The sequence below is a fragment of the Streptomyces coffeae genome, from assembly GCF_016741875.1.
GTDB classification, from domain to species: Bacteria; Actinomycetota; Actinomycetes; order Streptomycetales; family Streptomycetaceae; genus Streptomyces; species Streptomyces coffeae.
Genome location: NZ_JAERRF010000002.1, coordinates 346,993 through 368,248 on the forward strand (window position 1 = coordinate 346,993; position 21,256 = coordinate 368,248).

19 protein-coding genes, 2 pseudogenes and 2 riboswitches are annotated in these 21,256 nt (G+C 72.6%); of the genes and pseudogenes, 9 read left to right on the forward strand and 12 right to left on the reverse strand.

Annotated elements, in window-relative coordinates; genetic code table 11:
* Positions 1–40 precede the first annotated feature (40 nt).
* Together JK363_RS03825 and mctP are read left to right on the forward strand one after the other, a co-directional pair.
* Positions 41–301, forward strand: a complete 261-nt coding sequence (locus JK363_RS03825; RefSeq protein WP_201871362.1) for a DUF3311 domain-containing protein — start codon at positions 41–43, stop codon at positions 299–301.
* Positions 298–1,941, forward strand: coding sequence for a monocarboxylate uptake permease MctP (gene mctP, locus JK363_RS03830; protein ID WP_201871363.1), 1,644 nt, complete (start codon positions 298–300; stop codon positions 1,939–1,941). The genes JK363_RS03825 and mctP overlap by 4 nt, the downstream gene beginning before the upstream one ends.
* Positions 1,942–2,053: 112 nt before the next feature.
* Here mctP and JK363_RS03835 read toward each other — a convergent pair whose 3' ends face one another.
* Positions 2,054–2,368 (reverse strand): DMT family transporter, encoded by a 315-nt coding sequence (locus JK363_RS03835; RefSeq protein WP_201871365.1) that lies wholly within the window; start codon positions 2,366–2,368, stop codon positions 2,054–2,056.
* Between the two features lie 31 nt (positions 2,369–2,399).
* Positions 2,400–2,463: riboswitch (guanidine-III (ykkC-III) riboswitch) on the reverse strand.
* A gap of 57 nt (positions 2,464–2,520) precedes the next feature.
* On the opposite strand from JK363_RS03835, the gene JK363_RS03840 reads away from it, so the two are divergent.
* The gene (locus JK363_RS03840; protein ID WP_201871367.1) at positions 2,521–3,021 is read left to right on the forward strand and encodes a GNAT family N-acetyltransferase; all 501 of its coding nucleotides are present in this window, start codon (positions 2,521–2,523) and stop codon (positions 3,019–3,021) included.
* 9 nt (positions 3,022–3,030) lie between these two features.
* On the opposite strand, the gene JK363_RS03845 is transcribed toward JK363_RS03840, so the two are convergent.
* The 3 genes from JK363_RS03845 to JK363_RS03855 are packed head-to-tail and all read right to left on the reverse strand — an operon-like array spanning position 3,031 to position 5,969.
* Positions 3,031–4,488, reverse strand: a complete 1,458-nt coding sequence (locus JK363_RS03845) for an FGGY-family carbohydrate kinase (RefSeq protein WP_201871374.1) — start codon at positions 4,486–4,488, stop codon at positions 3,031–3,033.
* A 39-nt stretch (positions 4,489–4,527) separates the two neighbouring features.
* Positions 4,528–5,328, reverse strand: coding sequence for a DeoR/GlpR family DNA-binding transcription regulator (locus JK363_RS03850; RefSeq protein WP_201871376.1), 801 nt, complete (start codon positions 5,326–5,328; stop codon positions 4,528–4,530).
* Positions 5,325–5,969: a histidine phosphatase family protein gene (locus JK363_RS03855; protein ID WP_201871378.1), complete on the reverse strand. Its 645-nt coding sequence runs from the start codon at positions 5,967–5,969 to the stop codon at positions 5,325–5,327. Before JK363_RS03855 ends, JK363_RS03850 begins: the two co-directional genes overlap by 4 nt.
* A 79-nt stretch (positions 5,970–6,048) precedes the next feature.
* On the opposite strand from JK363_RS03855, the pseudogene JK363_RS03860 reads away from it, so the two are divergent.
* From JK363_RS03860 to JK363_RS03870, 4 genes and pseudogenes are all read left to right on the forward strand, one after another.
* Positions 6,049–6,603 (forward strand): annotated as a pseudogene (locus JK363_RS03860) (NAD(P)-dependent oxidoreductase); the annotation flags it as partial.
* Positions 6,604–6,610: 7 nt separating this feature from the next.
* A pseudogene (locus JK363_RS42100) lies at positions 6,611–6,907 on the forward strand (carbohydrate kinase); the annotation flags it as partial.
* 220 nt (positions 6,908–7,127) lie between these two features.
* Positions 7,128–7,263, forward strand: a riboswitch (cobalamin riboswitch).
* 132 nt (positions 7,264–7,395) lie between these two features.
* Positions 7,396–9,795, forward strand: coding sequence for a ribonucleoside-diphosphate reductase subunit alpha (locus tag JK363_RS03865; protein ID WP_201871380.1), 2,400 nt, complete (start codon positions 7,396–7,398; stop codon positions 9,793–9,795).
* Positions 9,792–10,820, forward strand: coding sequence for a ribonucleotide-diphosphate reductase subunit beta (locus JK363_RS03870; RefSeq protein WP_201871382.1), 1,029 nt, complete (start codon positions 9,792–9,794; stop codon positions 10,818–10,820). Before JK363_RS03865 ends, JK363_RS03870 begins: the two co-directional genes overlap by 4 nt.
* Positions 10,821–10,903: 83 nt before the next feature.
* Here the strand turns inward: JK363_RS03870 and def are convergent, their stop codons facing one another.
* The 8 genes from def to JK363_RS03910 all read right to left on the reverse strand — a co-directional run bounded on the left by def (position 10,904) and on the right by JK363_RS03910 (position 18,957).
* Positions 10,904–11,533 carry a peptide deformylase gene (gene def / locus JK363_RS03875; RefSeq protein WP_201871383.1) on the reverse strand — a complete coding sequence of 210 codons (630 nt, stop codon included), beginning with the start codon at positions 11,531–11,533 and terminating at the stop codon, positions 10,904–10,906.
* Between the two features lie 131 nt (positions 11,534–11,664).
* The gene (locus JK363_RS03880) at positions 11,665–12,651 is read right to left on the reverse strand and encodes a tetratricopeptide repeat protein (RefSeq protein WP_201871384.1); all 987 of its coding nucleotides are present in this window, start codon (positions 12,649–12,651) and stop codon (positions 11,665–11,667) included.
* A 218-nt stretch (positions 12,652–12,869) separates the two neighbouring features.
* A complete protein-coding gene (locus tag JK363_RS03885) occupies positions 12,870–14,183 on the reverse strand; it encodes an HD-GYP domain-containing protein (RefSeq protein WP_307821610.1) in 1,314 nt (437 codons plus the stop codon).
* Between the two features lie 335 nt (positions 14,184–14,518).
* Positions 14,519–15,916, reverse strand: a complete 1,398-nt coding sequence (locus JK363_RS03890) for an HD-GYP domain-containing protein (protein WP_201871388.1) — start codon at positions 15,914–15,916, stop codon at positions 14,519–14,521.
* A 177-nt stretch (positions 15,917–16,093) separates the two neighbouring features.
* Positions 16,094–16,423, reverse strand: coding sequence for a mycothiol system anti-sigma-R factor (gene rsrA, locus JK363_RS03895; protein ID WP_201871390.1), 330 nt, complete (start codon positions 16,421–16,423; stop codon positions 16,094–16,096).
* Positions 16,420–17,109 (reverse strand): sigma-70 family RNA polymerase sigma factor, encoded by a 690-nt coding sequence (locus tag JK363_RS03900; RefSeq protein WP_372444707.1) that lies wholly within the window; start codon positions 17,107–17,109, stop codon positions 16,420–16,422. The genes rsrA and JK363_RS03900 overlap by 4 nt, the downstream gene beginning before the upstream one ends.
* A 294-nt stretch (positions 17,110–17,403) precedes the next feature.
* On the reverse strand, positions 17,404–18,051 hold the full coding sequence (locus JK363_RS03905; protein WP_201871391.1) for an alpha/beta hydrolase family protein: 648 nt from the start codon (positions 18,049–18,051) through the stop codon (positions 17,404–17,406).
* Between the two features lie 75 nt (positions 18,052–18,126).
* A complete protein-coding gene (locus JK363_RS03910) occupies positions 18,127–18,957 on the reverse strand; it encodes an SOS response-associated peptidase (RefSeq protein WP_201871392.1) in 831 nt (276 codons plus the stop codon).
* Positions 18,958–19,067: 110 nt separating this feature from the next.
* On the opposite strand from JK363_RS03910, the gene JK363_RS03915 reads away from it, so the two are divergent.
* Together JK363_RS03915 and aroA are read left to right on the forward strand one after the other, a co-directional pair.
* A complete protein-coding gene (locus JK363_RS03915; RefSeq protein WP_201871395.1) occupies positions 19,068–19,781 on the forward strand; it encodes a M50 family metallopeptidase in 714 nt (237 codons plus the stop codon).
* 116 nt (positions 19,782–19,897) lie between these two features.
* Positions 19,898–21,250 (forward strand): 3-phosphoshikimate 1-carboxyvinyltransferase, encoded by a 1,353-nt coding sequence (aroA, locus tag JK363_RS03920; protein WP_201871396.1) that lies wholly within the window; start codon positions 19,898–19,900, stop codon positions 21,248–21,250.
* Positions 21,251–21,256 lie beyond the last annotated feature (6 nt).

The window sequence follows — 21,256 nt, forward strand, 5'->3', positions numbered from 1 at the left end:
TAGACGCAGGTGATGAGCCGAGGGACGGGAGCCAGCCACCATGTCCGACACGTCCGCTTCACCCGTCAGGAGACCGGTGGTCACGCCGGCCCGCGTGGTGATCGCCTTCTGCCTGATCGTGCCCTTCGTGGCCATGCTCTGGGTCGGCTCGTACGCCAAGGTCGATCCCAAGCTCATCGGCATCCCGTTCTTCTACTGGTACCAGATGCTCTGGGTGCCGGTCTCGACCGCGCTGACGTCGGTGGCCTATGTGCTCGTCCGGCGTGAGCGGCGGGCGCGCAAGGAAGGCGGATCGGCATGAAAGACGGTGTGAACGGCGTCGCCCTCGCCGTCTTCCTGCTCTTCTTCGTGGCCGTCACGGTCATGGGGTTCCTGGCCGCGCGCTGGCGGGCCGCGGAGAACGCGGACAACCTCGACGAATGGGGTCTCGGCGGCCGCAGCTTCGGCACCTGGATCACCTGGTTCCTGCTCGGCGGCGACCTCTATACCGCGTACACCTTCGTGGCCGTCCCGGCGGCCATCTACGCGGCCGGCGCCTCCGGGTTCTTCGCGGTGCCGTACACCATCCTCGTCTACCCGCTGATCTTCACCTTCCTGCCCCGGCTGTGGTCGGTGTCGCACAAGCACGGCTACGTCACCACCTCGGACTTCGTCCGCGGCCGGTTCGGCTCCAAGGGGCTGTCGCTGGCCGTCGCGGTCACCGGCATCCTCGCCACCATGCCGTACATCGCCCTTCAACTCGTCGGCATCCAGGCGGTGCTGGACGTGATGGGCATCGGCGGCGGCGAGAACACCAACTGGTTCATCAAGGACCTGCCGCTGCTGATCGCCTTCGGTGTGCTCGCGGCGTACACCTACTCCTCCGGACTGCGCGCTCCCGCGCTGATCGCCTTCGTCAAGGACACCCTGATCTACATCGTCATCGCGGTGGCGATCATCTACATCCCGATCAAACTGGGCGGTTTCGACGACATCTTCGCGAAGGCGGGCGACGCCCTCTCGCAGAAGAACCCGACCACCGGACAGCCACGCGGCGCGCTGGCCAGCGGTGAGAAACAGCAATGGGCGTACGCCACGCTGGCGCTGGGCTCGGCCCTCGCGCTGTTCATGTATCCGCACTCGATCACCGCGACGCTCTCCAGCCGCAGCCGTGAGGTGATCCGCCGCAACACCACCATCCTGCCGCTGTACTCGCTGATGCTCGGCCTGCTGGCACTGCTGGGCTTCATGGCCATCGCGGCCGGAGTGAAGGTGGAGAACGGCCAGCTGGCCATTCCGCAGCTGTTCGAGAACATGTTCCCCGACTGGTTCGCGGGTGTGGCCTTCGCCGCCATCGGCATCGGCGCGCTGGTCCCGGCGGCCATCATGTCGATCGCCGCGGCGAACCTGTTCACCCGCAATATCTACAAGGACTTCCTCAAGCCGGACGCCACACCCGCACAGGAGACCAAGGTCTCCAAGCTGGTCTCGCTGATGGTGAAGGTCGGTGCGCTGATCTTCGTCCTGGCCATGGACAAGACGGTCGCGATCAACTTCCAGCTGCTGGGCGGCATCTGGATCCTCCAGACCTTCCCGGCCCTGGTGGGCGGTCTGTTCACCCGCTGGTTCCACCGCTGGGCGCTGCTGGCGGGCTGGGCGGTCGGCATGATCTACGGCACGGCCGTGGCGTACGGCGTGCCCAGCCCCACCAACCCGAGCCAGAAGCACTTCGGCGGCTCCGCGGACGAGATCCCGGGCATCGGCGAGATCGGCTACATCGGTCTCACCGCGTTCGTCCTCAACGTGGTGGTCACCGTGGCTCTGACGGCGATCCTGCGGGCGGTGAAGGCGCCGGACGGCGTGGACGAGACCTCCCCGTCCGACTACACCGCGGACGCGGGCGAGCCGGGCGTGCAGGCCGAACTGCCCCCGGCGACGGCGGGCACCCCCGGCGGACACTGACCCTCGCCCCCGTCCCCACGGGCCGCCGCCTCCCCTTCGCGGGAGGCGGCGGTCCTTTTGCCGTGGTGTGCCGTGGGCGGCCCTGGTGCGGGGTACGGGCCGGGAAGGCCGGTCAGTGGAGCAGCTTCAGACCCACCACACCGGCGACGATCAGCAGCAGACAGACGATACGAGCCGCGCTCACCGGGTCGCCCAGCGCGGCCATGCCGTAACCGGCCGTCCCCACCGCCCCGATCGCGACCCACACCGCATAGCCGGTGCCGAGGGGCACCGAGCGCATCGCGTACGACAGACCGGCCATGCTCAGCACGGCGGCGACCGCGAACAGCGCACTGGGGCGCGCACGGCTGAATCCGTGCGACGCGGCGAGCGCCGCCGCCCAGACCGTCTCCAGAAGACCGGACAGCACCAGAACGACCCATGCCATGACAGACCTCACGCAGTAGCAGACTTCGCTGACTGCGCCGTCTTGTCCTCACCGGGTACGACGCGCTCGTCCGGGGCGCCCGCAAGGGCATCCGCCGTCCATTGAACACGACCGGGGAGCCGGGCGGCGGTGAGGTCGGGCACACTGCGGACATGGACATCACGGTGCGGCGGGCCCGGGACGAAGAGCTGGACGAGGTCGGGGAGATGACCGCGGCGGTGTATCTCGACGACGACCTGCTCGACTTCGGGGCCGAGGACCCCTATCTGAACGATCTGCGGGACGCCCGGCGGCGGAGCGCGGAGTCCGAGGTGCTGGTCGCAACGGACTCCCGCGGCGGCACGGTGCTGGGGACGCTGGCCTTCGCCGCGTACGGCGCTCCGTACGCCCAGCGGGCCCGGCCCGGTGAGGGCGAGTTCCGGATGCTCGCGGTGCGGCACGAGGCCCGGCGGCGCGGGGTGGCGGAGGCGCTGGTGCGGGCCTGTATGGACAAGGCGCGGGAGCTGGGTCTCCGGGGGATCGTGATCTCCAGCCACCCCAGGATGACCACCGCCCACCGGCTCTACGGACGGCTGGGCTTCGTCCGCGCCCCGGAGCGGGACTGGGAGCCGGTGCCGGGGGTGGCGATCTGGGCGTTCACGGTGGCGCTGTAGGCCCGTGGGTCAGCCCAGCCAGCCGCGGTCGCGCAGGGCGGCGGTGAAGGCGGCGTAGGAGTCCTCCAGCGCCGCGCGCTCCGTCTCGTCCGGCTCGATGTCCCGCCCGGTGCGGACCATCGCGGCGGCGGCCGTCGTGAGGTCGGGGTGGAGGGTGCCGGAGGCGGCCAGCAGGGCGGCGCCGAAGGCGGTCTCGGCGTGGTCGGCCACCCGCAGCGGGCGGCCGAGGACGGTGGCCCGGATCCGGGTCCACAGCGGGCTGCGGCTGCCGCCGCCCGCCGCCCACAGCGGCCCCTCGACCACCACGCCCAGCTCCCGCACCCGGTCCAGCGCCAGGCGCTCCAGGAAGGCGACGCCCTCCAGCGCGGCGCGGTGGCGGTCGGCATCGTCGTCCGGGGTGCCGTCGGTGAACCCGCGGGCCGCGCCGCTGATGAACGGGAAGCGCTCCCCCTCGCGGCGCAGCGGATAGGCGATCACCGAGGCCGGTCCGCGGTCGGCGGCGGCCCGGTCGAGCGCGGGCAGCCGGTCGGCCGGGATGGCGGCGAGCGCCTCGCCGCCCGTGTTGGAGGCGCCGCCGGGCAGCCACCAGCCGTCGGGGTGGCGGTGGCTGTAGAGCGCTCCGGACGGGTCGGTGACCAGTTCGCGGGTGACGCCCTTGAGGACGTAGGTGGTGCCCAGGATCCCGGCGAACTGGCCCGGCCGCACCGCGCCGGTGGCGAGCTGGCCGGCGCAGCCGTCGGTCATGCCGAGGCGGACCGCGCATCCGGTGGGCAGTCCGGTCTCCGCCGCGGCCTCGGGGCACACGGTGCCGACGGCGGTGGCGGGTGCCTGGACCGGTGGCAGCCGGCCTTCGGGGATGCCGAGGGCGGCCAGAACCTCCTCCGGCCACGCCTCCTCGCGCGGGTCGTAACCGCTTTTGAGCGCATGGCTCCAGTCGGTGGCCACGGGCGCGCCGGTCAGCCGGTGGCCGATGAGGTCGGGGGTGTGAAGGACCCCTCGCGCACGGCCGGTTCCCGGGCCGGAGTCACCGGTCAGCCAGGCGATCCGGCCGAGCGCGGCGGTCGGGCCGACGGAGAGGCCGAGGGCCCGCCAACGGGCGGCGCCGAGCTCCTGGGCGCGGGCGTTGAACGCGGCCCCGCGGCGGTCGTCGTACATCAGGGCCGGACCGGTCGGCTCCCCCGCGCCGTCCACGGGGACGATCGTGCCGGAGGTGGCGGAGGTGGCGACCGCCACCACTTCCCGGCCGCCCGCGGGGAGCGCTCCGGTGGCCTGCCGCAGGGCCGCGGCGACCGCGGGCCACCAGGACCCGGCCGGCTGTTCGCTGTGGCCGCCGGGGCCGCGGTGCGGTCGCGGCAGGTCGGTGCGGCCCTCGGCCCGCACCCGGCCGTCCGCGTCGACGCACAGCACCCGTACCGCCGCCGTGGCGATATCGATCCCGGCAACGACCTGACCCTGAACATCACGCATGCCGTTAAATTAACATGCTGGATGTGATCTCGGCCTGGGTCAGGCGCCCGTTCCCGCCACCCGGACGTCGGTGCGCTCCCGCAACTCCGTGAGCAGCGACGGTTCCACCGCGTCGTCCACCACCAGATGGTCGAAGTCGTCCACCGGGCACAGCCGGTGGAGCGCGGTCCGCTTGGTCTTGGAGGCATCCATCAGCAGCACCTTGCGGTGCCCGGCGGCCAGCATCGCCCGCTTGACCATCACCACGTCCTGCTCCTGGTGGTAGGTGGTGGCCGCGTCCATGGCCGAGGTGGACACCAGCACCATGTCCACCGACAGCGCCTCGATGGCCTCCGCGCACGGCACCCCGAGGAAGGAGTCATGGGTGTGCGAGTACTCCCCGCCCAGCCCGATCAGCCGCGTCTGCGGCACCCCGGCGAAGACCTCCACCACCCGCCGCGCGTTGGTCACCACGGTCAGCGGGGCGGACGCCACCAGCAGCCGGGCCAGCGCGAGGGCGGTGGTGGAGTCGTCCAGCATCACCGACATCCCGGGCTCGACCAGCTCCGCGGCGGCGGCCGCGACCGCCTCCTTCTCGGCCCGGTTGACGCCCATCCGGTAGTCCAGGCTGGACTCGAAGACCGACGAGGGCAGCGCCGAGACCCCGCCCCGGAACTTCCGCACCACCCCGAGCCGGGCCAGTTCGTCGAGGTCCCGGTGGACCGTCATCAGACTGACGCCCGTCAGCTCGGCCAGCTCCGCGGCGGTGGCGGTGGAGCGTTCGAGCACGTACTCGGTGATGGTCTGTCTGCGGGCGTCCTGGGAGCGGGCGGAGCCGCCGGGGTTGCCGGTGGAGGTCATGCCGGAGATCCTTCCGTACCGCCCGCGGGGCCGTGCCCGGTGGGGACGTTCAGGGAGCGCATCGCCGTACGGCCCCCGGTCAGCTCGATCTCGGTGACCGCCGCGTTGTCCAGCCGGGGGAAGACCTCGCGGTAGCGGCCGGGGCGGATGCCGAGCAGTGCGCACAGCGCGGTGCGCAGCAGGGTGTTGTGGGCGACGACGAGCACCGTGCGCCCCGGGTGCGCGGCGGCGAGGGCGCGCAGCGCGGCGGCGGCGCGCCGCCCTGCCGCGCCGGGCGGTTCCGAGCCGGGGAAGGCGCCGCTCTCGCCGTCCTGCCGGAACGCCCGTACCGCGGCCGGGTCTTCGGCCTCCATCTCGGCGATGGTGCGGCCCTCGCCCCAGCCGAAGTCGACCTCGCGCAGCTCCTCGACGACCTCGGGCACCAGGCCCAGCGCCTGCGCCGCGGGGGCCGCGGTGAGCCGGGCGCGGCTCAGCGGGGAGCAGGCCACCGCGTCCACCCCGCGCTCCGCGGCCCAGCGGGCGAGTGCCTCGGCCTGGCGGTGGCCCCGCCCCGTCAGGGCCACGTCCGAGATTCCGGCATAGCGGTTCTCCGCGTGCCAGACGGTCTCCCCGTGGCGTACCAGCAGCAGTCGGGTGGTCATCCGGGCGCCTCCCACGCATCGGCCATTGCCTGTTCAAGCCTGGGATGTTAAATCTAGCATCGTTCATGTGATGTAGCGCGGCGCCGAGGTCTGTGTGACGCAGATGGCGCCCTTCACCGGGAAGGTCTTCGCCGCCCGCCCCGGACTGCGTCTGGTCGCCGTCTCCCGCGGCGGCCCGGTCAATGTCGACCTGGCCGCCGCCACCCGCGCGGGGGTCGCCGTCAGCTTCGCCCTGGGCCGCAACGCCGCTGCCGCCGCCGAGTTCGCGATCGGGATGATGCTCGCCGCGATGCGCCGGATCCCCACGGCCGACGCCGAGTTGCGGGCCGGGCACTGGCGCGGTGACTTCTACGCGTACGAGGCGGCCGGGACCGAGCTGGACGGCGCGACCGTCGGGCTGGTGGGCTACGGTGCCATCGGCCGGATCGTCGCCCGGGTGCTGCGCGCCTTCGGCGCCCGGGTGCTGGTCGCGGACCCCTACACGGACCCGGAGACCGCCCGCGCGGACGGCGTCGAACCGGTCGGCCTGGACGAACTCCTCGACCGCAGCGAGGTGGTGAGCCTGCACGCCCGGCCGACCCCCGAGACCCGCCATCTGCTGGACACCGCGCGGATCGCGCGGATGAAACCCGGCCGTCACCACCCGCCGCTATGTGCCGGACGCGCTGGAGATGTGCGGAATCGCCGCGTACGCACGACTGTTGCCGGAGCCCGCGGCGCCCGGCGCGGTCGCCCCGCTGCACGAGGAGGGCGCCCGGCCGCTCGGGCTGCCGGCCGGACCGCCGGTCAGCGCGGGCCCGTACGACCTCCCCGCCTGCGCCATCGGCAGCGGGGCGCGGGAGCGGGGCGACGGTCTGCTGATCGTCGGCACCACCCTGGCCTGTCAGGTGCTCACCGACGACGCGCGGATCGATCCGGCCGCCGAACCGGCCGGGATGCGGAGCGCCGGCAGGCCGACGCGCGGACCGTCGTACCGGATCCGGACCGCCGTGAGACCTTCGAACGCGGCTACGCCGACTACCGTTCCCGGCTCGCCCGGGCCCGTACCGAATCGCGGGAGAAGGCCCCGGAACAGCGGGCCTGAGGCCGCCCCGCAATAGCACATACGTGGGAAACTCCCCCGCGGGCGACACAAGATGTGGGGGCGCGTGCGTCGGTCAACACAAGATGTATGCTCGTCCTCGCTGTCGACGCAGGGGAATCCGGTGGGAATCCGGAACTGTCCCGCAACGGTGTACGTGTGCGCATATGCGTACCCGCGAGTCCGATGACCTGCCGACGGCCGTCTGAACACGTCCGGGCCTCGCGGGTTGGGCCGTTGGACGCTGTGCGGTGTGCGTTCGTACGGTAGTGCGGATTCGTCATGCCCGTACGCGGCCATCGCCCCTCCCTCCTGGCCCCCAGCCGAGCGAGGGAGAACACTTCAGTGACCATCGCGCCCGCCGACCCGGTTTCAGAGGCAGCGGCTTCCCGGGCAGAGGCCGACGCGCCCGGGACCGCGCTGCTGCGGACCCTCACCGGGCTCACCGCCGATCTGCCCGCCACCGATCCCGGCAAGGTTGCGGCCGCCGCCCTGCGCGGCCGCCATCCCGGCTCGGACGAGGCGGAGTTGCGCACCCTGGCGACCGAGGCGGCGGCCGGGCTGATCGCGGAGGAGCCGGAGTACTCCCGGCTGGCCGCGCGGCTGCTGGCCCTGGCGATCACCGAGGAGGCGGCCGGGCAGGGCGCGGTCTCCTTCTCGGCCTCGGTCGCGGTGGGCCACCGCGAGGGCCTGATCGCCGACTCCACCCTGGAGTTCGTCACCGCCCACGCCGCGCGGCTGGACGCACTGGTGGAGCGGGCGCTCGCGGACGGCGCCGACAACCGCTTCGGCTACTTCGGACTGCGCACCCTGCACAGCCGCTATCTGCTGCGCCACCCGACCACCCGTCAGGTGATCGAGACCCCGCAGCACTTCCTGCTCCGGGTCGCCTGCGGACTGGCCGAGGACCTCAGCGAGCGGGCCGTGGACGAGGTCGCCGAGTTGTACCGGCTCACCAGCACCCTGTCGTACCTGCCCAGCTCCCCCACGCTGTTCAACTCCGGCACCCGCCATCCGCAGATGTCCTCGTGCTATCTGCTGGACTCCCCGCTGGACGAGCTGGACTCCATCTACAACCGCTACCACCAGGTCGCGCGGCTGTCGAAGCACGCGGGCGGCATCGGGCTCTCGTACTCCCGCATCCGCGCCCGCGGTTCGCTGATCCGGGGCACCAACGGGCACTCCAACGGCATCGTGCCGTTCCTGCGCACGCTGGACGCCTCGGTGGCCGCCGTCAACCAGGGCGGCCGGCGCAAGGGCGCGGCCTGTGTCTACCTGGAGACCTGGCACGCGGACATCGAGGAGTTCCTGGAGCTGCGGGACAACACCGGTGAGGAAGCCCGCCGCACCCACAACCTCAACATCGCCCACTGGATCCCGGACGAGTTCATGCGCCGGGTCGAGGCGGATGCCTCCTGGTCGCTGTTCTCCCCGGCCGACGCGCCCCAGCTGGTGGACCTGTGGGGCGAGGAGTTCGACGCCGCCTACCGCAAGGCCGAGGCCGAGGGCCGCGCGGTCAAGCAGGTCCCGGCACGCCAGCTCTACGCCCGGATGATGCGCACCCTGGCGCAGACCGGCAACGGCTGGATGACGTTCAAGGACGCCGCCAACCGCACCGCCAACCAGACCGCCGAGCCCGGCAAGGTCGTCCACTCCTCCAACCTCTGCACCGAGATCCTGGAGGTCACCGACGACGGCGAGACCGCCGTGTGCAATCTGGGGTCGGTCAACCTCGCCGCGCACCTGGGCGAGAACGGTCAGATGGACTGGGAGCGCCTGGACGCGACCGTCCGTACCGCCGTGACGTTCCTCGACCGCGTGGTGGACATCAACTTCTACCCCACGGAAGAGGCCGGTGCCTCCAACTCCCGCTGGCGGCCGGTGGGTCTGGGGCTGATGGGCCTCCAGGACGTCTTCTTCCGGTTGCGGCTGCCCTTCGACTCCCCCGAGGCGAAGGAGCTCTCCACCCGGATCTCCGAGCGCATCATGCTGGCCGCGTACGAGGCGTCCTGTGATCTCGCCGAGCGCCACGGCCCGCATCCGGCCTGGTCCGCGACCCGCACCGCACGCGGTGTGCTGCACCCGGACCACTACACGGACGCGGTGGCCGGCTGGCCGGAGCGCTGGGAGGCGCTGCGGCAGCGGATGGCGAAGTCCGGGATGCGGAACTCGCTGCTGCTGGCGATCGCGCCCACCGCGACCATCGCCTCGATCGCCGGTGTCTACGAGTGCATCGAGCCGCAGGTCTCCAACCTCTTCAAGCGCGAGACGCTCAGCGGTGAGTTCCTCCAGGTCAACTCCTACCTGGTGGACGACCTGAAGAAGCTCGGCGTCTGGGACACCCAGACCCGCGAGGCGCTGCGCGAGTCCAACGGCTCGGTCCAGGACTTCTCCTGGGTGCCCGCGGACGTCCGGGCGCTGTACCGCACCGCGTGGGAGGTTCCGCAGCGCGCCCTGATCGACATGGCCGCGGCCCGCACGCCGTACCTCGACCAGAGCCAGTCGCTGAACCTGTTCATGGCCTCGCCGACCATCGGCAAGCTCAGCTCGATGTACGCGTACGCCTGGAAGCAGGGCATCAAGACGACGTACTACCTGCGTTCGCGCCCGGCGACCCGGATCGCTCAGTCGGCGCGCGGCGGTGGCGCTGCCGCCGCCACCATCCCCGTCCAGCAGGCGCCCGCCGACGAGGACGCCATCGCCTGCTCCCTGGAAAACCCCGAGTCCTGCGAGGCCTGCCAGTGACATCCCGCCCGTCGCCCGACCGTGTGAAGAACCTGCTCGACCCCGGCTTCGAGCTCACCCTGCGGCCGATGCGGTACCCGGAGTTCTACGACCGCTACCGCGACGCGATCAAGAACACCTGGACCGTGGAGGAGGTCGATCTCCACTCGGACGTGGCCGACCTCGCCAAGCTCTCCCCGGGCGAGCAGCATCTGATCGGCCGTCTGGTCGCCTTCTTCGCGACCGGCGACTCGATCGTGGCCAACAACCTGGTGCTGACGCTCTACAAGCACATCAACTCCCCCGAGGCGCGGCTGTACCTGTCGCGGCAGCTCTTCGAGGAGGCCGTGCACGTCCAGTTCTATCTGACGCTGCTGGACACCTATCTCCCCGATCCGGACGACCGCGCGGCGGCGTTCGCGGCCGTGGAGAACATCCCCTCCATCCGGGAGAAGGCGGAATTCTGCTTCCGCTGGATGGACTCGGTGGAGAAGCTGGACCAGTTGGAGACCAAGGCCGACCGGCGCCGCTTCCTGCTCAACCTGATCTGCTTCGCGGCGTGCATCGAGGGGCTGTTCTTCTACGGCGCCTTCGCCTATGTCTACTGGTTCCGCTCCCGCGGGCTGCTGCACGGCCTGGCGACCGGCACCAACTGGGTGTTCCGCGACGAGTCGATGCACATGGAGTTCGCGTTCTCGGTGGTGGACACCGTCCGCCAGGAGGAGCCCGACCTCTTCGACGACGAGCTCGAGGACCAGGTCACCGAGATGCTGAAGGAGGCCGTCGAGGCGGAGCTCCAGTTCGCCCGCGATCTGTGCGGTGACGGGCTGCCGGGCATGAACACCGCCTCGATGCAGGAGTACCTCCAGTGCGTGGCCGACCAGCGCCTGATGCGCCTCGGCTTCCCCACCGTCTTCGGCTCGGAGAACCCGTTCTCCTTCATGGAGCTCCAGAACGTCCAGGAGCTGACCAACTTCTTCGAGCGGCGCGCCTCGGCGTACCAGGTCGCCGTCGAGGGCTCGGTCTCCTTCGACGACGACTTCTGATCGCCCGGCCGTTCACCGGCGCAACACACCGCGGGCCGGACTCCCTTGAGGGGTCCGGCCCGCGGCGTCGGGTGAAGGGGCGCTCAGTCGTTGGGCACCGTCTCGTAGCGCGGGGTGCCCTCGGCCATCTGCCGCAGCACGTCCTTGCGGTCGCGCTTGGAGAGCCGGTCGATGTAGAGGCGGCCGTAGAGATGGTCGGTCTCGTGCTGGAGGCAGCGTGCGAAGTAGCCGGTGCCGCGCACCGCGACCGGCTTGCCCTCGGCGTCCTGGCCGCGCACCACGGCGACGTCCGGGCGGGGCAGCTCGGCGTAGGCGGCGGGGACGGACAGACAGCCCTCGTTGGAGTCGTCCAGCACCCGGCTCTCGGCGGGCAGCTCGTCCAGCACCGGGTTGCAGACCACGCCCACGTGCCGGACGCCCTCGTCATCCATGCAGTCGTAGACGAAGACCTTCAGGTCGACGCCGATCTGGTTGGCGGCCAGGCCCACGCCCTCCGCCGCCCGCTGGCTGGCGAACATGTCGTCGACGAGCCGCGCCAGGTCGTCGCCGAACTCGGTCACATCCTTGCACTCGCGGTGCAGTACCGGATTGCCGACGACGGTGATCGGGCGGGCGGTGCCGCGCTCGCGGTGGGCCCGCTCGCGCTCCTCGCAGTTCTCCGTGTCCACGACGAACTCGCCGTCCACCTGCTGTTCAGTGCCTTGCTGCGACATCGTCCGCCGTACGCCTTCCGTGAACCCTGATGCGTCGCCCTACAGAGTACGGCCCGCCCGGAGTGACATGGACGTCAGCAGAGCCCATACCGGCCATCGGCGGGGCATACCGGCCCTCGGGCCGCCCGGGGTCAGCAGACCTCTTCCAGATCCCGCCACTCACGGGTGTCCGGGCTGTCGGCGACCCAGCCGTCCAGCAGCCCCCGCACCAGCCCGCTCGGGGCGGCGATCCCGCATTCGCGCTCGGCGACCCACAGCGAGCCCGAGCCCGCCGTACGGTGCCCCAGCGGCCCGGGGTGGCCCGGCTCACTGTGGTCGTGCGGATCCAGGTGCTCGCCCTCGCCCTCGTCACTGGGCATCCGGCTCTCCGAGCAGGAGCGGCACAGCAGCCGCACCGAGGACGACCAGTCCTCCGCGGCGAAGCCCGCGTCCGCCGCGAGCCGCTCCAGGGCGTCCCGGTCGGCCTCGGTGGCGGCCTCCAGCAGCACCACCCAGGTCGGCACCGGGGACGGCGCCCACAGCTCGATCTCGTCGAAGACGGGGTAGGCCGGGCCCGCGGAGGTCACCCGCTCACCGTGCGGAACGCCGTCGTGCAGCACCACCTCGCCCCAGCGCCGCCCGGAGGACGGCAGCGGGATGGACAGCACCTCGATCCGGGCCGGGTCCAGCCTGCGGCCCCAGACCACCTCGGCCTCGCCCTCCGGCGACAGCCGCACCGCCGCGCTGCCCAGCTCCATGCCCAGCGGCTCACCGGACGCGGATGCCTCACCGGGCACCTTCAGTCCGTACGCCTGCCAGGCGCGGCGGGCCAGCGGCCAGTCCTGGAGGGCGGTGGCGGCGATGCCCACGTTCCACCAGTCGGGGGCGCCGGTCTCACGGTCCAGCAGGGCGACCGCGCGCAGCCCGGCGGCGCGGGCCTGCTCCCAGTCGTGCCGGAACTTGTGCAGCAGGGCCAGGTTGAACCAGGACTCCGACAGCCACGGCTCCAGGTCGGCGGCGCGGGTCAGCAGCGCGCCCGCGTCCTCGTACCGGCCGTCGCCGATGAGCGTGAACGCACGGTCCGTGGCCTGCCGCCATGAGGCGGACGGCCGGTGCCGTACCTTGCCGAAGATCTTCACGATTCCCGCCTGCCGGTATCGAAGTAGTCCCGCACCAGATGCCTTCGCGGACGGCGTCGCCCTCCCTGGAGGACAACCTGCCACACATTCGCGGACATCTCAGCCCGGCCCCTCTCGCTTCGGCCGGGACACGACGCCCACCACACCTCCTTGCCACCGGCCATCGGCCCGACACCCCTCTCCTCGCATCCAACCATGCCTCTTGGGAGACCCGCTCATTACCCATGAGTTCTCAACGGGGACCGGCCGTACACCGGGCGGGACAGCACCGTGGCGAGCGCCTCGACCACCGCCGGGTCGAAGTCACGGGCCGTGGCCAGCCGCAGCCGCTCCAGGGCGTGCAGCGGGGCCGCTCCCGCGGTGCCCGCCGGGCCCGCTGCCCCTGCCGCCGGCCCGGCCGCCGGTCCGGCCGCCAGCTCGGTGTACGCGTTCACCGCGCGCACGATACGCGCGGTGAGCGGCTGGTCCCGGTACGGGTCGGCCTGGCGCTCCACGATCACCGCCACCTCCGCGGGTACCCCGGTCTGGCGTACCACAGCACCTCCCAGCAGCGCGATTCTGCGCTGTTCCGCCCCGGGCAGCGGTTCGGTGGCCCCCGCGGGCACCGGGTCAAGCAGCGAGAGCTGCCCGATGTCGTGCATCAGCGCCGCGTACTCCAGCACGGTCAGCGCCGGTTCGGAAAGTCCCAGCTCACGGCCGACGGCCCGGCTGAGTTCGGCGACCCGGCGGGCGTGGCCCGCGGGGGTGTACCCGGCTATCTCGGTCGAGCGGGCCAGTGAGGCGATGGTCTGGCGGTAGGTGGCCCGTATGCCCGCGTAACGGCGGAACGCGTACTGGATCAGCAGCAGCGGCACCGACAGCACCGGAAGCGCCCACAGTCCGGCGACGGCGACCGCGAGCGCCATCACCACCCCGGTCGCGCAGATCGCCGACCCCACCCCGGGCAGCGCCCGCAGTTCGTCGCGCAGCAGCGGGACGTACGGCCAGCCGGTACGGGCCCGGGCCAGGGCAGCCGCCAGCACGGCGTCGCACAGCGCGGTCAGGGCCGGCAGCGCGAGCAAGTAGCCGACCACCTGCGGCCCCTGGCCGAACCAGGAGGACAACCGGCCGGTGTGGTGCAGCGGTTGGAAGCAGGTGGCGGCGAACGCGACGGTGAGCACCCGGCGGGCGGTGTGCTCGGGGTCGGCCGGGCAGCCGAACGCCAGCCGCGGCACCATGCCCGCCAGGGAAGCGGCCACGACGACGGTGACCACTTGGAGGACGCCGTGTGTGGTCGGCTCCCCGCCGAGGTTCCCCAGCAGGGCGTAGCCGAGGGCGCCCGCGGCGGCCACGGGCGCGGGCTCACCTCGCTGTTCGTGCGCCCCGCTCGCGCCGCTCGCACGCGGGAGCGCGGGCGGAACATCGGCGCACCGGATGGCCTCCCCGACGGCGATGAGCACCCCGAAGGCCAGCGCCGCCTCCGGCTCGCGCACCCCGTGCCACTCGGTCCAGCCGAGCGCGACAACGGCGAGCGCCCCGGCGGCGCCGTACACCCCGGCCACGGTGAGCGACCCCGTCCGCCGATCCGCCGCACCTCGTACCCGGCCCCGCCGCACCCGGCTCACCGCCCGGCCGTGCCGCCCGGCGAGCCGGTCGAGGGGGTCGGTGAGCCAGGGTGCCGCTCCGGACGGTCCGGACGGGCCGGGCCGTTCGTCCGCCCGTCCCGCCCGTCCCGCCGGGTCCGGCGACGCGGGCACGCCACCGGGGGCGCCCCGCCGGTCCGCCTGGCCCTCCGGGTCGTCCGCGCGGCCCGGCCGCCCGCGCGCGATGCGTTCGGCGGCACTCTCGTCCCGCGCGCGGCACTCGTCGGCGGGGTCGCGGTCGCCCGTCATGGCGCACCGTCCGCCGTGTCCGGGCGCGCCGCCGGGGCGGACGGGCCGGGGGCCGTCGCGGCGACGGGTTCGGGGAGGGCCCGCGGCGCGTCTGCCGGAGCGTTTCCTCGCTCCTCACCGGCGGCGTCCGAGGTGACGGCCGCGTGCCAGCCGTGGCGGTCCAGGGCGCGGGCCAGAGCCCGCACCATCCGGGGGTCGAAATGCGAGCCCGCGCACCGCTTGAGCTCCTCGACCGCCGTGGGCACCGGCCGCGCCCGCCGGTACGTACGCGTCGAGGTCATCGCGTCGAAGGCGTCGGCGACCGCGACCACCCGGGCGAACTCCGGGATCTGCGTCCCGGCGAGCCCGTACGGATAGCCGGTGCCGTCCAGCCGCTCGTGGTGGTGCAGGATGGCCGCGCGCGCCTCGCCCAGGAAGCCGATGCCGCGCACCATCTCGTGGCCGTACTCGGGGTGCAGTTCGATGATCCGGCGCTCGTCGGGGGTCAGCGGCCCGTTCTTGCGCAGGATCCGGGTGGGGACGCCCAGCTTGCCCACGTCGTGGAGGATGCCCGCGATCCGCAGCGCCTCGAGCCGGTCGCCGCTCACCCCCAGCTCGCGGGCGATCATCGCCGAGGCACGGCCGACCCGTTCGCTGTGGCCCCGGGTGTAGCGGTCCTTGATGTCGACGGCCTGGACCAGGGCACGGATGGTGGCCTGGTGGGCGGTGCGCTCCCGGTGGTACAGCGCGAAGACGCACGCGGAGACGTAGATCGGCAGCAGCACCAGTAGAGCCGCCGCCGGTCCGTAGGGGCTGTGCCAGAGCACCGCCATGGCCAGCCCCGCGGGCCCGTGCACCAGATGCGGGGCGAGTGAGCCGAGGACCCGGCCGTGCCAGGCGGCGCGCGGGGAGTGGCGCTCGGCGGTGACCAGCACCCCGCACTCCAGGGCGATCACGGCCAGGCAGAGCACGAGCGCGGTGGCCGTCGCGGCGGCCAGGGCGGACGGGAAGCCGGGTGCGCCGGGGGCCCGGACGGAGTCGAGCGCCGCCCGCCCGCCGAGCGCGGCGAAGGTCTGTCCGGCGGCCCAGACGGCCACGGCGAGCTGCCCCGCGTGCCAGATCCGGCGTACCCCGGCCGGGCGCCGTTCGACGGGCGCGAGCAGCGCGCCGGGCACGGCGACCAGCGACGCGGCGGCGGGCGGCAGCAGAAAAGCCCCGGCCAGAAGCACGGGGCTGTACCACTCCGGCCAGGGGGCCCGGGTCCCACGGGCCCCCGCCGCGTAGACCGCGGAGAGGAGGACAACGGTGGCCCAGGGGACGGCGGCCTGGCACCGGAGCAGCGGGGCGGCACACAGCGCGGCGGCGAGCACGGCGCACAGAACATAGACGCGCGCCCCGAGAGGAAGTGCCCGCACGGCGCCCTCCTCCCGGTCCATATCCGCCCTGGCGCCCCTGACGGGCGGGGCGGGTCAGACTCGGGAGAATAGAGCCGCGAACGGCGGGGACGACCGGGCGAGCCGCCCTATTGCACACCTTCGGGTGATGATCGGACCGCTGGGGCACGCCGCGCGGCGATCACACTCCGCCGCGGGTCACTCCTGGGCGGTGCTGGGGGTGCTCTCCGGAGCCAGGGTCTCCACGGTGATCTCCCGCTCGGGGACCACCTCTCCGGCCCGGATCAGCTCGATCCGGCCCATGACCTTCGACCGGAGGTCGCTGGGCACGTCGTCATGGCCGCAGCACCGCTTGACCAGCTTCTTCACGGCCTTCTCCAGGCCGTACTTCTCCAGGCACGGGGAGCACTCGTCGAAGTGCACCTCGAACTTGGCGCAGTCGCCGTCCGGCATCTCGTGGTCGAGGAACTCGTAGAGGTGGTCGAGGACCTCGGAGCAATCCGTCTCGTGCGGCTCTCCGCAGCTCATGAGTCCGCGCCTTTCCGATCGTGCGACTCGTCCGCCGCGGCGGTCGCGCCCGCCGGGACCAGCCCGCGCCCACGCGCGTAGTCCTCCAGCAGTCCACGCAGCTGACGGCGCCCCCGGTGCAGACGGGACATCACCGTACCGATGGGTGTACCCATGATGTCCGCGATCTCCTTGTAGGCAAACCCCTCGACATCCGCGAGGTACACCGCGATGCGGAACTCCTCGGGAATGGCCTGAAGGGCCTCCTTGACATCCGAATCCGGCAGGTGGTCGAGGGCCTGTGACTCGGCGGAGCGCAGCCCGGTCGACATATGCGACTCGGCGCGCGCAAGCTGCCAGTCCTCGATCTCCTCGGCCGCGCTGCGCTGCGGTTCGCGCTGCTTCTTGCGGTACGAGTTGATGAAGGTGTTGGTGAGGATGCGGTACAACCACGCCTTGAGGTTGGTGCCCTCACGGAACTGGTGGAAGGAGCCGTACGCCTTGGCGTAGGTCTCCTGCACGAGGTCCTCGGCATCGGCCGGATTGCGCGTCATGCGCAGCGCGGCGGAGTACATCTGGTCGAGGAAGGTGAGGGCGTCCCGCTCGAAGCGCGCATTGCGCTCGGCAGCCGTCTCCTGCGGCCGCTCGGCCGGCACTCCCTCGTTGACGCCGTCGGTCTCTGCGTCGGGCCCAGTGACCTGACCCACCTCCTCCAGCTTCGGGGCGGGGCCGGATGCGGACCCGCTCGAATCGGAGGATAGACGACGATCCGGTCCGCCCGCCGCTTCAATTTTTGCGGTCTGCGCCGCTTCCGCTTCCGTCCACTCCAGGTCAGCGGCGTGCGGACGGGCCGGGCAAGCAAGCGAACCCATGCGGGGAACTCCCTTTCCTCGTGCGGTGCCATCGCGCGGTGAATACCGATGACCGCTACAACACCGGACCCGGCCATGGCATTCCCGCGGCGTTCCGGGCCCGGCGGCGCGGTCCGGGACCCGGCGGGCTCAGCCCAGGGCCCGGGGCAGCCATCCGCTGACGGCCCCGGTGATCAGCGCGAGCGTCTCCGGTTCGTCCACCCCGGCCGACTTCGGCACCGCGAAACCGTGGTCACCGTGGGGCACCTCGACCAGTTCGGTACCGGCGGGCAGCTCCGGGAACTCCTCAGGGCGTCCGAACGGATCCCGGCCACCCTGGACGACCAGTGTCGGCACCCCCGCCCCCAGCAGCTCCTCGGCCCGCGACTTCTCCGGCTTGCCCGGCGGGTGCAGCGGAAAGGACAGCGCCAGTACGGCGGCGGCGCCCAGCTCACGGGCGGTCCGGCAGGCCACCCGGGCACCCGCGCTGCGGCCGCCCGCGACGATCGGCAGCCCGGCCTTCGCCACGGCGGGCCACAGGGCGCGCCAGCCGGTGTCGAGGGTCTTGGGCGCGGGCGCGACCTTCTTCCCGGCCACCCGCCACGGCTGCTCGACCAGGGCGACGCTCACCCCGTGCCCGGGCAGCGCGGCGGCCAGGGCGCGCAGGTCCCGCGCCTCGATCCCGCCGCCCGCGCCATGGCTCACGGCGAGCACCGCGTGGGCGCCGGGGGCGCGATGCCAGGTGATGCGGGCGTCACCGACCGGGGTCGGCACGGTTTCGGTCGTCTTCGTACTCACCCGGCCATCCTGCCCTGCGACGGGGCCGGACGGCGGGGAGCGACCCGGGCGCGGCCTTCTTCCCGGCCACCGCGGTCAGAAGAGGGTGGCCTCCTCCGGCGCCTCCAGCTCCGTCACCAGCTCCGGCCCGTTGTTGCGAACATCACTGACCCCGGTCCCGACCGGATAGGCGCGCAGCAGACCCGCGGGCGGCGGAGCCAGCAGCGGACGCAGATCGTCCGGATCGGTACGGACGGGATCCAGCCACTCCGCCCAGCGGTCCTCGGTCAGCACCAGCGGCATCCGGGGATGGATATCGGCCAGTGAGCGCGGTCCGGCGCCCTCGCCCGCCCCGCCGCGCACCTCGGCGAACGGCTCCTGCTCCGCCTCCGTGGTGATCACCGTGCAGGTCACCCACCACGCCCGCGGATGCTCGTCCGGCAGCGTCCGGTCCCGCCAGAACTCGTACAGCCCGGCCATCGCCATCACCGCGCCGTCCACCGGGGTCACGAAGTACGGCTGCTTGCGCGGTCGCTTCCGCTTCCCCTTCTCCTCCAGCTGCCGCTCCGCGGACCCGGTCACCCACTCGAAATAGCCGTCGGCGGGCAGGATGCACCGGCGCGAGGCGAACGGCCGCCGGTACGAGGGCTTCTCGTGCACCGTCTCCGCCCGGGCATTGATCATCTTCACCCCGCCCTCGGGCGACTTCGCCCAGGACGGCACCAGTCCCCACTTCAGCGCCCTGAGCTGGCGCACCGCACGCGGCTCCGCGGCGTCCTTCAGGGGGCGTTCGAGTACCGCGTACACGTCCTTGGTGGGCGCGACGTTCCAGTCGGGCGCCAGGGTCTCCGCCGGCTCCCACTTCTCCACTCCGAAGAGGCCGGCGAGATCCTCCGGCCTCCGGCTCGCTGCGTATCGACCGCACATAGGTGCCACACTGCCACGACGCCCGCGCCCGGTGACCACCGAGCCGGGAAGAGAGCCCGACGGCCGCCGGACGGCCGACCGCAACGCCTGCCGCGAGGAGCCGCCCGCCCATGGACGCCACGAACGCCGCCGAGCTGTGGGACCGCGTCGTCGGGACCCAGCCGGACCCCACCAGCTGGCTGGTCGCCTCCACCGGGCTCATCGCACTGGCGGTGGTGGTCTTCCGGACCACCTGGCGGATCTCACGCAACGCCATCACCATCGCCCACGAGGGCGGCCACGGGCTGGTCGCGCTGCTCAGCGGGCGGCGGCTGGACGGCATACGTCTGCACTCGGACACCTCGGGGCTGACCGTCTCCCGCGGCAAGCCCACGGGCCTCGGCATGATCCTCACCGCCGCCGCCGGATACACCGCCCCCTCGCTGCTCGGCGTGGCCGGTGCCTGGCTGCTGGCCTCGAACCACATCACCGCTCTGCTGTGGGGGGCCACGGCGCTGCTCGTCGTGATGCTGGTGATGATCCGCAACGCCTACGGGGTGCTCACCGTCGTGGTCACCGGGGGCGCCTTCCTCCTCGTCTCCTGGCTGACCGGACCGGAGGTGCAGGCGGCCTTCGCCTACGCGGTGGTGTGGTTCCTGCTGCTGGGCGGCGTCCGCCCGCCCTTCGAGCTCCAGAGCAAGCGCCGCGGCGGGGGCGCCTATGACTCCGATCCCGACCAACTGGCCCGGCTGACCGGCATTCCGGCCGGTGCCTGGCTGCTGATGTTCCACACCGTCTCGCTGTGCTCGCTGCTCGCGGGCGGCCGCTGGCTGATGGGGATGTGAGCCGCACAAGCCCCCGGCGCACCCCGTGCGCCAGCTGGCGCAGAGCTGTGTTTCGACTGGGTTTCGCCACTTTTGATCAAGAATCGCACTCTCAGCGAACCACTAAAGTGAGACCCATGACCGGCATTGAGACCTCCCCGGGTACGCACCCCGCCCTCTGGCCCGCTCCGACCGCCGACGGAGCGGTTGACGCGACCGTCACCGTGCCCGGATCGAAGTCGGTTACCAACCGCGGTCTGATCCTCGCCGCGCTCGCCGCCGAACCCGGCTGGCTGCGCCGCCCGCTCCGCTCCCGCGACACCCTGCTGATGGCCGAGGCGCTGCGGGCGATGGGCGTGGGCATCGAGGAGGGCGTGGGTCCCGACGGCGGCGGCGAGGTGTGGCGGGTCATCCCGGCCGGTCTGCACGGCCCGGCCACCGTCGACGTCGGCAACGCGGGCACCGTGATGCGCTTCCTGCCGCCGGTCGCCGCCCTGGCCGACGGCCCGGTCCGGTTCGACGGCGACCCGCGCTCCCACGAGCGGCCGCTGCACGGGGTGATCGACGCGCTGCGCGCGCTCGGTGCCCGGATCGACGACGACGGCCGCGGCGCGCTGCCGATGACCGTCCACGGCGGCGGAGCGCTGGACGGCGGCCCGGTGCGGATCGACGCCTCGTCCTCGTCCCAGTTCGTCAGCGCGCTGCTGCTGTCCGCGCCGCGCTTCAACCAGGGGGTCGAGGTGCGCCATGTCGGCGCCGCGCTCCCCTCCCTGCCGCACATCCGGATGACCGTCGACATGCTGCGCGCCGCGGGCGCCCGGGTGGACACCGCCGAGGCGGGCGGTGAGCGGGGCGTCTGGCGGGTGGCGCCGAGCGCGCTGCTCGGCCGCGACCTGGTCGTCGAGCCGGATCTGTCCAACGCGGCTCCGTTCCTGGCGGCCGCCCTGGTCACCGGGGGCCGGGTGACCATCCCCGACTGGCCCGAGCACACCACCCAGCCCGGGGACGAGCTGCGCCGGATCTTCACCGAGATGGGCGGCTCCTGCGAGCTGACCGAGACCGGTCTGACCTTCACCGGCACCGGCCGGATCACCGGTATCGACGCCGATCTGCACGAGGTGGGCGAGCTCACCCCGGTGATCGCCGCGGTCGCGGCGCTCGCCGACTCCGAGTCGGTGCTGCGCGGCATCGGCCATCTGCGGCTGCACGAGACCGACCGGCTCGCCGCCCTCGCCAAGGAGATCAACGGTCTGGGCGGCGATGTCACCGAGACCGAGGACAGCCTGCGCATCGTGCCGGCGCCGCTGCGCGGCGGGATCTTCCACACCTATGAGGACCACCGGCTGGCCACCGCCGCCGCCGTCATCGGCCTGGCCGTCGAGGGTGTCCAGATCGAGAACGTGGCGACCACCGCCAAGACCCTGCCCGACTTCCCCGGCCTGTGGACCGGCATGCTCGACGCGACGACACCCTCGGCGCGGAGAGCCTGAGAGCCT

What these genes read in the sequence shown, in the direction of transcription:
- JK363_RS03825 (WP_201871362.1), top strand. Translation starts at nt 41, where the DNA reads ATGTCCGACACGTCCGCTTCACCCGTCAGGAGACCGGTGGTCACGCCG.
- mctP (WP_201871363.1), top strand. Translation starts at nt 298, where the DNA reads ATGAAAGACGGTGTGAACGGCGTCGCCCTCGCCGTCTTCCTGCTCTTC.
- JK363_RS03835 (WP_201871365.1), bottom strand. Translation starts at nt 2,368, where the DNA reads ATGGCATGGGTCGTTCTGGTGCTGTCCGGTCTTCTGGAGACGGTCTGG.
- JK363_RS03840 (WP_201871367.1), top strand. Translation starts at nt 2,521, where the DNA reads ATGGACATCACGGTGCGGCGGGCCCGGGACGAAGAGCTGGACGAGGTC.
- JK363_RS03845 (WP_201871374.1), bottom strand. Translation starts at nt 4,488, where the DNA reads ATGCGTGATGTTCAGGGTCAGGTCGTTGCCGGGATCGATATCGCCACG.
- JK363_RS03850 (WP_201871376.1), bottom strand. Translation starts at nt 5,328, where the DNA reads ATGACCTCCACCGGCAACCCCGGCGGCTCCGCCCGCTCCCAGGACGCC.
- JK363_RS03855 (WP_201871378.1), bottom strand. Translation starts at nt 5,969, where the DNA reads ATGACCACCCGACTGCTGCTGGTACGCCACGGGGAGACCGTCTGGCAC.
- def (WP_201871383.1), bottom strand. Translation starts at nt 11,533, where the DNA reads ATGTCGCAGCAAGGCACTGAACAGCAGGTGGACGGCGAGTTCGTCGTG.
- rsrA (WP_201871390.1), bottom strand. Translation starts at nt 16,423, where the DNA reads ATGAGCTGCGGAGAGCCGCACGAGACGGATTGCTCCGAGGTCCTCGAC.
- JK363_RS03910 (WP_201871392.1), bottom strand. Translation starts at nt 18,957, where the DNA reads ATGTGCGGTCGATACGCAGCGAGCCGGAGGCCGGAGGATCTCGCCGGC.
- JK363_RS03915 (WP_201871395.1), top strand. Translation starts at nt 19,068, where the DNA reads ATGGACGCCACGAACGCCGCCGAGCTGTGGGACCGCGTCGTCGGGACC.
- aroA (WP_201871396.1), top strand. Translation starts at nt 19,898, where the DNA reads ATGACCGGCATTGAGACCTCCCCGGGTACGCACCCCGCCCTCTGGCCC.